Source organism: Polaribacter marinus (genome assembly GCF_022662535.1).
Lineage (GTDB): Bacteria > Bacteroidota > Bacteroidia > Flavobacteriales > Flavobacteriaceae > Polaribacter > Polaribacter marinus.
Genome location: NZ_JAKQYM010000005.1, coordinates 142,053 through 154,771 on the forward strand (window position 1 = coordinate 142,053; position 12,719 = coordinate 154,771).

The following is a 12,719-nucleotide window of genomic DNA, read 5'->3' on the forward strand; positions in this document are numbered from 1 at the left end:
TTGATTTTTTTTAAGTAAAAAGGGCTCTTAACTATTCTATAACAAACATAAAATTAGTACATAGAACCATCATGTTTTCCAACTTCAAAACCATGTTTTCCTAAAAATTGATTTCCGCTGTCAATTGCGTCTTCTTCTAAAGTTGTTCCCATGGAATCGTTCCATCTATTTAAATACCCAAAAAGAGAAATTACACCTAACATTTCAACAATTTCACCTTCATCCCAATATTTATAAAGCTCTTTTTTAATTTTAGCATCTACAGCATTTGGCACCATAGAAGCTGCTAAAGAAAAATCTAAAGCCGCTCTTTCTGCATTAGAAAATGCTTTATGAGTTCTATATTCCCAAATATTATCTAATTGTTCTTGTTCTGCTCCATAACGTTCTGCAGCTCTAATTGCATGCGCCTGACAATATCTACAACCTGTAGCATTACTAGATACCCAAGCAATCATTCTTTTTAAAGCAGATGTAACCCTACCTTCATTTGCCATTACCGCTTTATTTAAATTGATAAAAGCTTTAGAAATTGCGGGTCTTCTTTGCATTGTTAAAACAGAATTTGGGCAAAAACCCAAAGTTTCATTAAAGAATTCTGCTAATTTTTTGGTTTCTAAATCATGTTCTGCTTCTAGTGGTGTAACTAATGCCATATTTTTATTTTTTTATTGAAATATCGAAATCTAATTTTATAACTTTACGATAAATATAACTTTTAAAAATGAAAATTAAACTACATTCTTATAATCTTGAGTTAAAACACACATTTACCATCTCTAGAGAGTCTCATGATTTTCAACCATCATTAGTTGTTGAATTGATTGATGGTGATTTTAGAGGTTTTGGAGAGGCAACTTCGAATCCGTATTACAATGTTACAGTAGAAAATTCTATGGCTATAATTCGAAAAAATATGTCTTTTATCACTTCTTTATCAGAAGAAGAACCTGCTGATTTTTGGAAAAAGCTACAACCATTATTTACAGAAAACATGTTTGCTTTATGTGCTTTAGATATGGCGTTTAATGATTTATCTGCTCGTAAAAAAGGAAAGAAATTATACGAAGTATGGGGTTTCAATACAGATAAAAATCCATTAACAGATTATACTATTGGAATTGACTCTGTTGAGAAAATGGTTGCCAAAATGAAAGAGCTTCCTTGGCCAATTTATAAAATAAAATTAGGTACTAAAAATGACATTGAAATTGTTACAGAGTTAAGAAAACATTCTGATGCCATTTTTAGAATTGATGCAAATTGTGGCTGGACAGCAGATGAAGCTATTGAAAATTCATACAAATTAAAAGAATTAGGCGTAGAGTTTTTAGAACAACCTTTAAAAGCTAATGATATTGAAGGAGCAAAAAAATTATACAAAAATTCTGCTTTGCCAATTATTGCTGATGAAAGCTGTATTATAGAAAGTGATGTAGAAAAATGTGCTGGTTTATTTCACGGAGTAAATGTAAAACTAACAAAATGTGGAGGCTTAACTCCTGGAAAAAGAATGTTAGAAAAAGCAAAGTCTTTAGGTATGAAAACAATGGTGGGCTGTATGACAGAATCTACTGTAGGTATTTCTGCAATTGCACACCTATTACCGCTTTTAGATTATGTAGATATGGATGGCGGTTTGTTACTTAAAAAAGATATTGCAAAAGGAATAACCATAGATAATGGTGTAATTTCTTATGCCGATGAAAATGGAATAGGTGCTTCTTTATTATAAATATGCAATTAGAAAAACTACCAAATACAACTGCTTCTTTAAACGGAAAAGAATATTTATATTTTAGTGGAACTTCTTATTTAGGGGTTGCAGCTTTAGCAGAATTTCAAAAACTTGTTGTAAAAGCTATTCAAAAATGGGGAACTTCTTATGGAAGTTCTAGAAGTGCAAACATAAAATTAGCTGTTTATGAAAAAGCAGAACTTTTTTTAGCCAACTTTTTAAAAACAGAAACAGCTCTTACAGTTTCATCAGGTACTTTAGCTGGTTATTTTGTAATAAAAACATTAGACCCTTTGGTAAATGTCTTTTATTCTATGCCAAAAACACATCCGGCAATTTTACCCCAAAACACAGAACCTGTATTTGAAAACTCCGTCTTAAATAGATCGTTAAAATCTATAAAAAATAAAAAAATAGGTATTGTTATGGATGCTATTGCAGCATTTGAAACTACTCCTTTTTCTTTACATTTTTTAGACGAAATTGATACTTCTAATACTATTTATTTAGTTATTGATGAATCTCATAGCTTAGGTATCCTAGGTAAAAACGGAAATGGGATCTCTAATTCAATTCCAAAAAGGAACAATATAAAAGTGATTATTACTTCTTCTTTAGGCAAAGCTTTCGGAATTAATGGAGGGGTAATTGCTGGAAATTCAGATTTTATAAACTTAATTAATAAAGATCCGCTTTTTATTGGCTGCGCAGGTATGAGTCCTGCTTTTTTAGATGTATTTTTAAATGCACAAGAAATTTATAATCATCAACGATTAAAACTTCAAAGAAATATAGATTATATTTTTAGTAAATTAAAAGACAATCCATTAATTACTATAGACAAATCATATCCTGTTTTTTTTCATTCTAATGAAGAAATTGCTCAAATTTTATTTGATACAAAGATACTTATCACTTCTTTTTATTATGCTACCAGTTCTAAAAAATTCAATCGAATTGTTTTGAATGCAAATCATAATAAAACAGAATTAGATTCCCTTCTAAATATTGTAAAATAAAAAAGGCTTTAATATTTCTATTAAAGCCTTTTTTAAAATTATTTATTGAATCTTATTGTTCCCACCAAACTTTTGTTACTGGTGTTTGTTGGTTTGCTTCTACATTTTCTCTATTTCTATTTAATTCTGTAGATGGATAAGTAGCTCTTCTAAACCACTGACCAAAATAATCTCCTGTTGTATCAATTTCTTCTCTTATTTTAAGACCTTTAAAAACATCATCAGAAAAATTATATCTTCTAAAATCTACAAATGTTTCAGGGTTTAAAAAGTTATGAATATATTTTTCTTTCATAATATGGTTTAACATTAATCCACCTGCACCAACTGCTACAGCACCATCAGCCATATAATCTGCACCATTTACAGAATATCTATTCATACTCGCTGCAATTCCATTCATATAAGCTGTATAAGCTGTTGCAGTAGAACCCACACTAGTTTCGTCTCCACCATTTGCTAAAAATGCTGCTTCTGCTTTTATAAACATTGCCTCAGCATAACTGATTAACATTAAAGGAGAATCGATACTTGTATAATATCCGTCTGCTACAAAACCAGTATTCCCATTTGTAACTCCGTCAGGAGATAATCCACCACCACCACTAACATAACCTTTCCAATCAGCTGCTCCATCATTAGTAGCAAATTCTGATAACCTAGGGTCTACTGTTAATAGTCCACTTTGAAAAGGATAATTATCTCCATTCATCGTACTTATTAATTGACTTGCGATATCATTATGGTAGTTACCAGTAGCTTTAGATAAAACCTCAACAGAATACCAAGGGTTGATGTTTTTATCATCGTAATACATTTCAAAATCATCACTAATAGATGTAAAGCCATTAGCAATTGTAGTTAACACATCATTTGCTGTTACTGTTCCTTTATTTAAAAGACGTAATTGATAACGTGCTTTTAACGTATAAGCAGCTCTTAACCATTTATCAGTATCTCCATTATAAATTAAATCTTCTCTACCAATAAATATTCCTGAATTATCTGGACTACTTAATGCAGATATAGCGCTATCTAATAATGTAAAGATTGATGTGTAAATTTGATCTTGAGTATCAAATTTAGGAAAAAGGTTATTTTGACCTAAAGTAGCTTCTGAATAAGGAATGTTATTCCAAGTATCTGTTGCTATTCCTAAGTTAATTGCTGTTAAGATATCTGCAACGGCTGCATAATGAGTTGCACCTTTTTCTGCTGCTTTTTCTTTAATTACTTTAATATTAGGTAAAATATATAAATATACTTGAGACCAAAGACCACTTGCTGTAGTTTCCCCAGAAGCGACTCCCCCTTGTCCTACAAAGTATTGTGTATAATTTCCAAAAGCTAATTCGGCAGAACGCTGTCCTTCCATTGTACTATGAATAACCGGAGCTAACAAATCGTTCATTCTCAATTCCGATACATCTGCCGTTCCTGACGGCGTATTGGTATTAAAATACTCATCGCTACAAGCTGTAACACTAACTATTAATGTTAAAGCTATTATTGTTTTTGTTATAATTCTTCTCATTATTATTATTTTTTAAAGTCCTAATTTAATTCCTAATGAATAACTCTCGCTAATTGGTGTACTTAAACCAGTAAATCCATAAACATTAGTACCTGCACTATATTGACTTCCTTCTGGGTCATAGCCTTCATATGGTGTCCATAATAAAATATTATTTGCGTTAGCAGAAATAGATAAGTTACTAATTTTAAGTCTGTCTAAAACTGAGCTTTTGAAATTATAAGTTACTCCAATGGTTCTTAATTTTACCCAAGAAGCATCTTGCACTAAAACTTCTGCAGCCCTGTTATAACTAGTAGAACTTCTATAATAATTTTGATCTATTAAACCTTCTTGTGTATTTGTTATAAAACCTCCTGAACCGTCATCCATAACACCTTCTAAAACCATAGAAACATCTCTAACTTCTGTAACTTTTAAAATACCGTTTCTTATAGAATTTCTTCTACCAGAGTCATATAAATCTCCTCCTTTTTTCCATTCTAATAAGAAGTTTAAATTAAATCCTTTATAGGTAAATCTATTAGATAAAGACGCTATAAAGTCTGGAAAAGCATTTCCTACTTTAACTCTTTCTGTTAAATCTACTCTTGGTAAACCATCACTAGCTATATAACGTTCTCCATTTTCATATCTCCATTTATAACCATATAAGGTTCCCATTTTATCTCCATCTCTAATTTCTGAAGTTACTCCTGCAAAACCTGAATTAGCAAATACTAAACTTTCGATATCATCTGGCAAAGACAATACCTCACCTTCATTAGTAGACCAGTTTAATATTGCTTCCCATTTAAAGTTATCATTTTTTATAATGTCTCCTGAAACAGAGAACTCATGACCAGATGTTTGAAAGTCACCTGCATTTCTAACAATTCCTGATAAACCTGTAGAATATCCTGTACCAACTGTAAATATTTGGTTTTCAATTCTTGTTCTATAATATGAATAATCAAATCTAAGTCTATTGTTAAAAAATCTGAAATCTCCTCCAAATTCAATAGATTTATTACTTTCAGGAATCATATCAGTATCTCCTAATCTTGTACTAGCTCTATAACCTCCAGAACCTCCAAATGGGAAATCTCCATCAGCAAGAAAATAATGACCAACCTGACCAAACAAAGGTCCTTTTCCTACTTCTGCCCATGATGCTCTTAACTTAGCAAAAGATAAAATATCACGATCTTCAGTAATTAAATCTCTAATATCATAAGCTAAACTTACAGAAGGATAAAAGAAAGATCTATTTTCTTTTGGCAATGTAGATACCCAATCGTTTCTTCCAGTTACGGTTAAGAATAATTTATTTTTATAACCTACAACTAATTCTCCAAAAACACCTACATTTCTTAATTGAGTAATGCTGTTTCCTGCAAACGTATTAATTGTATTTGCTAAATCGTTAATTCCAGGTACATTTAAAGTTTCTCCTCTAATATAAGAATAATCTCTTTTTGTGTCTGATATTTGATTACCTAAAGTTAAAGTAGTAGTCCAATCTTCTGACCAATCTTTATTTAAACTTACTAATAAATTAGATTCTAAACCTGTAAAATTAATATTTTGATCTACTATAAAACCACCTACTTGAGAACCAGCATCTAACTCTGGTACCATAAAACGATTTCTTTTGTCAGAATAATTATCTATTTGAGCAGAATAAGTAACATTAATCCAATCTTTAGGTGCCCAGTTAAAAGTAACATTTCCTACCCAACGATTTACATCATCTTTTAAAGGACTTTTTTCTAGGAAATATCTAGGATTATCAATTACACCAAATGAATAATTACGTTGAGATCCATCAGCATTTTGATAATCATTAATTGGAAAAGTTGCTGAATAATAAGCTAAAGAACTAAAAACAGATTTATCTCCTCCGTTTGCTCTATTTCCTCCTGCTTTTGTATAAGAAACAGAAGAACTAATTTTAAGTTTATCTGTCATTTGATAAGATCCTTTCATTCTTATCGTTGTTCTATCATATCCTGTATTTGGTAAAACTCCTTCTTCTGAGTTATCTCCAATAGAAAAGAAATAATCCATTTTATCATTAGCTCCACTAATATTAAAATTAACACTTCTGTTAATTCCTGTTTTAAACAAATCATAAGGGCTATAAAACTTATCGTTTGATAAATCTACCGTATTACCTCCAACTATAGCAGAATCATCTGAATATTTTGGTCCCCAAGAATAAAACACTGTTCCTCCTAATCTTGTAAAACCTGTATCGGTTTCTGGAGTATATAATGCTCTTGGCAAACCACTATAACCTTCTCTATATGTTGTTTGAAGTTCTGGAGTCTTAGTGATTCTTCTAAAAGTTGTAGAAGTAGAAATTCCTATTTTAGCTTTTCCTTTTTTACCCTTTTTTGTGGTAATAATAATTGCTCCATTAGATGCTCTAACTCCATACAAAGCTGTTGCAGCCGCACCTTTTAAAACACTAAAGCTTTCTATGTCTTCTGGATTAATATCAGAACCTCTATTAGAAAAAGAAAATTGTTCTGAACTACTTGGTGAGTTTGTACCAGCACTCGGCAAAACATTTCCAGAAAAAGTATCATTATTTAATGCCAATCCATCAACAATTATTAATGGTTGATTATTTCTATCTGGGTTTACCGATGTAACCCCTCTAATTAAAATGTCTAAACCTCCACCAGATGCACCAGAAGATTGATTAATTTGAACACCTGCTATACGACCTTGTAATGCAGAAATTGCACTTGTTTGTCCTTTAAGTTCTAAATTTTCTGCCTTTACCTGTTGTACAGAGTATCCTAATGATCGTTCTTCTTTTTTGATCCCGAAGGCAGTAACTACAATTTCTTCTAGAAGACTCGCATCTTCTTCAAGAGTTACATTTAATGTAGCTTTAGTTACTACTATTTCCTTTGTCTTGAAACCGAGATAAGAAAAGATTAATGTATCTCCTTTGGATGCTTTAATTGAATACATTCCATCGAAATCTGTACTAGTTCCATTGGTAGTACCTTTTACTAGGACACTTACCCCTAATAATTCTCCCGTACTATCAGATACTTTTCCTTTAATAGTTAACTCTTGCGAATAAAAGTTTACCGTTAACGACAAGCATAAAACAGTTAAAATAATAAGTTTTTTTCTCATGAAAAACGATTTTATTGATTAATATTTTTTATAAAATTAGTTAAAAAAATCATAATTGTCGCAAAAAATCAATAAAAACCGCAAAAAAAATAATTTTTACCTATAAAATGCAATAATTATGCAGTAATTATGCGGTAAATTAGAAAAAATATTAACAATTATTTAATTTCTAAGTAAACTAAAGTTGCCGATTTTTTCTATAGAAAGGCCATTGACATCGGTTAAAATAGTTTTAAACCAATAACTATTTGAAGGTAATTTTTTTCCTTGATAGTTTCCGTCCCAACTTTCATTTTCATTATTAAGAATAAAAACTAAATTACCATACCTATTATATATATAAACATTAGAAATGGTATAAAAATCTTTATCAAACCCTTCAATCTTCCAAACATCGTTTTCTCCATCATTATTCGGTGTGAAAAATTTTAGATATTTTAAAATACTAAATTTTAATTCTGTTATATCACAACCTCCTTTATCTCGAATATATAATGTATGTATTCCTGGTAAAAGATTATCAAAAAAACCATTGTCTTTATATGTACCAAACTCATCATCAATAGCAAACTCATATTCTCCAATTCCTAAATTTAAATTTGTTACTAAAATAGAATTGTTACCAGAATCATCTATAACAACATCTTCTCTTGTAATTGTTGCGCTTTCAGAATTTCTAACTCTAATTGTTTTTTCTAAAGATTCGCAACCAGCTTCTGAAATTGCTTTTACAGTATAAACCCCTGCAGAATTAACATTTATACTTGATGAATTCCCTGTTATTACCGTTCTGTCTTTTTCCCAAATATATGTATAGTTTCCACCAGCATTTTCAGTTTCTAAGTTTACCGAACCAATATCACTACACAAAACAACAACTTCTTGGGAAACATCAAACTCAGGAATAGTATTATCTACAACTGCTGTAACTGTTGATCTTTGTGATGACGTACAATTTGAAATAACAGCCTCTATATAATATGTAGTAGTTGAATTTAAATTTGGTGTTTGAAAATTATTTCCAACAAACAAAGGTGTGATACTCGATATAGAATCATACCAATATATACTTCCTTCCGAAGCACTTGCTCTTAAAATTGCTGACCCGCTACAAATTAAATCGTCAGTAATATTAGTTATAGTTGGTCTTTGATTAACTACTACATTTACCACTGTTCTTTGTAATGTTGTACAAGCATTAACAGATACCGTAACATAATAAACAGTTGAAGTATTAATTATTGGTGTTGTAAAACTACTTCCAGAATGTACTAAAGTTCCATTAACTGGAGCATCATACCACAAAAGCACCCCTTCATTTGCTGTTGCTTCAATTGTTGCCGAACCCGATTCACAAAGAGTTGCTTCTGTTATGTTATTTATTTGTGGTATATAAATACTTGTACTTGCTACAATATTTAAAGAAGGATCTCCAGGAACTCCATACTCAACTATATAACCTCTTGGTTCGTATAAGTTTGTTCCCCCTTCGTTTGGCAAATCATTCCACGCACCTCGAATTCCTATTGAAGGGTCTGTAATGTGTGCATAATCTTCATTTCCTCCAAAATCATTTGGTTCGTTATCATTCCAATTGGCATAATTAGGAGTAGATCCATTAACTTTTCCATTCCAAAAAATTGTTCCGATTTCTGGACCTGTAACCCATTTCCAAACACCTTCTGTTTCTTCATCACTTCCTCCAATCCAACCAGTACCCGAAGCCTGCTCACCTGCAAACTGAGCTTCCTCTAGACTTGTTAATGTGGCTAAATAACCTTGCCTGCCATAATACATTCTGTTTTCCGCAGCAACCTTTGCAGCACTCCAAGTTATATTTGGTATAGAAACAAATTCATAAAAATGATCTGTTGCTGGAAGGTAATTTGCATCACCAATACTTAGCGAAAAAGATTTTTCTGGCACAACATCTGTTGCCGTTGTTTTAAAAACAACATCTTTAACTGCATTTTCTAAATCTGAAAATAAAATCTCTGTACTACTTCCTGCAGCTATTAAAGTTAACTTTCCTTCTACTACATCCCAATTAGAAACAATACTTGGATGACTTCCTGTTAACTCTAAAACATCAAAATTAACTTGATAACCTGATGAAATTTGAATAAAAAACAAACCAATACCAGTATCATCAATATCTGTAATAGTAAAATCTGTAACTATTTTAATAGAACTTTCTACACAAAAAGCTTGTCTTCCTTCTGCTGTTATCGACGGAGCATTATCTTGTGAATACAAAAAAGAACTCATCATCAATAATAAAAAAGTAAAAACTATATATTGATAACTTAGATATTTATCTTTTTTAATCATTAACTTATATGGGTTTTCTTATTTTTGTAAGAAAGCACAATTTACTATTTCAATTTTAATAACTCTAAAATAAAACATCAAATATGACTACAAATACAGTAACAACAATTTGGAAAGGAAATAATGATTTCGAAACTAATAATCCAAGTGAACATAAATTAATTATGTTTAATAACTCTGATGACAACGGAACCAAAGTTGGTTTTGCTCCAAAAGCTTTAATGCTGTCTTCTTTAGCAGGCTGCTCTGGCTTAGATGTAGTGTCTTTATTAAAGAAAATGCGTGCAGAAGTAACCGATTTTAAAATTGAAGTTACTGGAGAACTAACAGAAGAACATCCAAAGTTCTATTATAAGGTAAAAGTTGATTATCACTTTTCTGGAAATGATTTAAAAGAAGATAAAATTAAAAAAGCTGTAGATTTATCTGTTGAAAAATATTGTGGTGTTATGGAAATGTTCCGCCAATTTGCCGAAGTAAAAACAGAAATATTTCTACATAAAAAATAGAAAATAAACTGCTATGAGATGGACGTTAAAAACTCAACCCCCAAAAAGTAAAATACATAAATTAGCGGAAGATCTTCAAGTTAACACAACCATTGCACAAATTCTTTGCCAAAGAAATATTGAAACTTTTGAAGAAGCAAAAAGATATTTCCGCCCTAGTTTAAAAGATATTCACGATCCTTTTTTAATGAAGGATATGGATTTGGCTGTTGCCAGAATAGAAACAGCAATTGCTAACAACGAAAACATTCTAGTTTATGGCGATTATGATGTAGATGGAACTACAGCAGTTTCATTAGTTGCTTCTTATTTAAAAACTATTTACCCCAATATTGCAACCTATATTCCCGATAGATACGCAGAAGGTTATGGAGTTTCTTATATGGGGATCGATTTTGCACAAGACAATGATTTTTCTTTAATTATTGCCTTAGATTGCGGAATAAAAGCCATCGATAAAGTTGCCTATGCTACCAAAAAAAATATCGATTTTATCATTTGTGACCATCACAAACCTGGTGATGAAATTCCAAAAGCAGTTGCCGTTTTAAATGCCAAAAGAGAAGATTGTAATTATCCTTTTGATGAATTGTGTGGTTGTGGCGTTGGTTTTAAATTAATTCAGGCTTTAGGAGTTTCTAGAGATCAAACTATAGAAGATTTTGTACCCTACTTAGACTTAGTTGCTACTGCAATTGCAGCAGATATTGTACCCATGAATGGAGAAAATAGAGTATTGGCTTACCATGGTTTACAAGTAATAAACCAAAATCCAAGAAACGGAATTAAAGCCATCATTCACCAAGTTAAAAAAACAGAACTCACCATTACCGATGTTGTTTTTACCATTGCCCCAAGAATTAATGCAGCTGGAAGAATGAAACACGGTAATTATGCCGTAGAATTATTGACAGAAATGGATTTTGATTCTGCAGTTGATTTTGCTGCTGCCATAGAAATTTTTAATGCCGATAGAAAAAATCTGGACAAAAAAATTACAGATGAAGCCATTATTCAAATTATAGATAATGATGAAGAACAAGGTTTCTCTACTGTTGTTTATAAAGAAGATTGGCACAAAGGTGTTATTGGAATTGTTGCTTCTAGATTGATAGAAAAATATTACAGACCCACATTAGTTTTTACCAAAAGTGGCGATAAATTAGCAGCTTCTGCTCGTTCTGTTAAAGGTTTTGATGTTTATAATGCTTTGCAAGCATGTGAAGAATTTATAGAACAGTTTGGCGGACATAAATATGCAGCGGGTTTGACTTTATTACCAGAAAACTATGAGAATTTTAAAAACAAGTTCGAAGAGGTTGTAAAAGCAACGATTGATAAAGAATTGCTAACACCTGAAATTGCTATAGATGCAGAAATAGATTTGTCAGAAATTACTCCCAAATTTTTTAGAATCATTCAACAAATGGCGCCTTTTGGACCTATGAATATGAGACCCGTTTTTAAAACTCGTTGTGTAAGAGATAATGGTTATGGAAAACAAGTTGGAGCAGACAAAACACATTTAAAACTGAATGTTTTTCAGGGTGATAATAAAAAGACTTTTAACTCAATAGGTTTTGGTTTGGGTGATAAAATGGAATTTGTTCAGAATGATTTTGATATTGTCTATGCTTTAGATGAAAATGAATGGAATGGATATAAATCGATTCAGTTGTTATTGAAGGATTTGAAATAATTAGTATGAAGTATTCTTTTAGTTTAATCTCGTTATTAATTATTTTTGTTGCATTATTTTTTTTTGAAGGACCAATTGTACTTTTTCTTAAATTATTAATTATCCCATCCTTTTATTTAATTCTATTTTATTGGGAATATTCAGTTTTTGATAAAAAAATTGAATCAAGTTTCAAAATAAAAAGTCAAAAGAAGTTAATAACATGGTATCATTCTTTTTTTGTAATTCAAATGACAATGATAACAATTAATTTAAATTTTGATACTTCTACAAAAATCATTTTGCTGTTATTTACATGGACAGCAATAGTATTGGACATAATTATATTTTTTCTATACAAGAAAAAGAAACCATATACATTATTCATAAGAAATAATGAATTTATCTTTATAGAGAAATGGACTAATAAAAGAGATATCACTGGTTTAAATCGAATTTTATTTGATAGGATTAGTAAAAAATTAGAGTTTAGATTTGATGATAATTACAAGCTTAAAATAAATACTTTGGAGTATAAAAAAGCCGATATTGATAAATTACTAGAATTACTCTTAGAAAAATCAAATTATCCAATTTCTATACCTAATAACTATAAAGAAGAATAGTTCTTTATAATTATATATAATCACCAAAAATTCTTGAACCTAATTGAAACCCTTCGAATAACTACTGATATTCTTAACCTTTTTTCTGTCAGTTCGAGTGAATTTGTGAAGAATGAATAAATTTATATAGAGAACAGAAGAAAAAA

The 12,719-nt window shown here is 30.5% G+C and carries 9 protein-coding genes; 5 read left to right on the forward strand and 4 right to left on the reverse strand.

The window, feature by feature from the left end; translation table 11 throughout:
* Nucleotides 1-53: 53 nt before the first annotated feature.
* Nucleotides 54-656 carry a carboxymuconolactone decarboxylase family protein gene (locus MC378_RS08645; protein ID WP_242178364.1) on the reverse strand — a complete coding sequence of 201 codons (603 nt, stop codon included), beginning with the start codon at nt 654-656 and terminating at the stop codon, nt 54-56.
* 68 nt (nt 657-724) lie between these two features.
* Between MC378_RS08645 and MC378_RS08650 the strand changes: the two genes are divergently transcribed.
* Nucleotides 725-1,735, forward strand: coding sequence for a dipeptide epimerase (locus MC378_RS08650; RefSeq protein WP_242178365.1), 1,011 nt, complete (start codon nt 725-727; stop codon nt 1,733-1,735).
* A gap of 2 nt (nt 1,736-1,737) precedes the next feature.
* Nucleotides 1,738-2,757, forward strand: coding sequence for an aminotransferase class I/II-fold pyridoxal phosphate-dependent enzyme (locus MC378_RS08655; RefSeq protein ID WP_242178366.1), 1,020 nt, complete (start codon nt 1,738-1,740; stop codon nt 2,755-2,757).
* A 52-nt stretch (nt 2,758-2,809) separates the two neighbouring features.
* Here MC378_RS08655 and MC378_RS08660 read toward each other — a convergent pair whose 3' ends face one another.
* From MC378_RS08660 to MC378_RS08670, 3 genes are all read right to left on the reverse strand, one after another.
* Nucleotides 2,810-4,291 carry a SusD/RagB family nutrient-binding outer membrane lipoprotein gene (locus MC378_RS08660; RefSeq protein WP_242178367.1) on the reverse strand — a complete coding sequence of 494 codons (1,482 nt, stop codon included), beginning with the start codon at nt 4,289-4,291 and terminating at the stop codon, nt 2,810-2,812.
* A 12-nt stretch (nt 4,292-4,303) separates the two neighbouring features.
* On the reverse strand, nt 4,304-7,429 hold the full coding sequence (locus tag MC378_RS08665) for a SusC/RagA family TonB-linked outer membrane protein (RefSeq protein ID WP_242178368.1): 3,126 nt from the start codon (nt 7,427-7,429) through the stop codon (nt 4,304-4,306).
* Nucleotides 7,430-7,591: 162 nt separating this feature from the next.
* Complete coding sequence (locus MC378_RS08670; RefSeq protein ID WP_242178369.1) at nt 7,592-9,760, reverse strand: Ig-like domain-containing protein; 2,169 nt, start codon at nt 9,758-9,760, stop codon at nt 7,592-7,594.
* Nucleotides 9,761-9,843: 83 nt separating this feature from the next.
* Here MC378_RS08670 and MC378_RS08675 point away from each other — a divergent pair, with 83 nt between their 5' ends.
* From MC378_RS08675 to MC378_RS08685, 3 genes are read left to right on the forward strand one after another with little or no spacing between them, the layout of a single operon-like run.
* Nucleotides 9,844-10,269 carry an OsmC family protein gene (locus MC378_RS08675; protein WP_242178370.1) on the forward strand — a complete coding sequence of 142 codons (426 nt, stop codon included), beginning with the start codon at nt 9,844-9,846 and terminating at the stop codon, nt 10,267-10,269.
* 13 nt (nt 10,270-10,282) lie between these two features.
* A complete protein-coding gene (gene recJ / locus MC378_RS08680) occupies nt 10,283-11,968 on the forward strand; it encodes a single-stranded-DNA-specific exonuclease RecJ (RefSeq protein WP_242178371.1) in 1,686 nt (561 codons plus the stop codon).
* A 5-nt stretch (nt 11,969-11,973) separates the two neighbouring features.
* Complete coding sequence (locus MC378_RS08685; protein ID WP_242178372.1) at nt 11,974-12,573, forward strand: hypothetical protein; 600 nt, start codon at nt 11,974-11,976, stop codon at nt 12,571-12,573.
* The last annotated feature ends 146 nt before the right edge of the window (nt 12,574-12,719 follow it).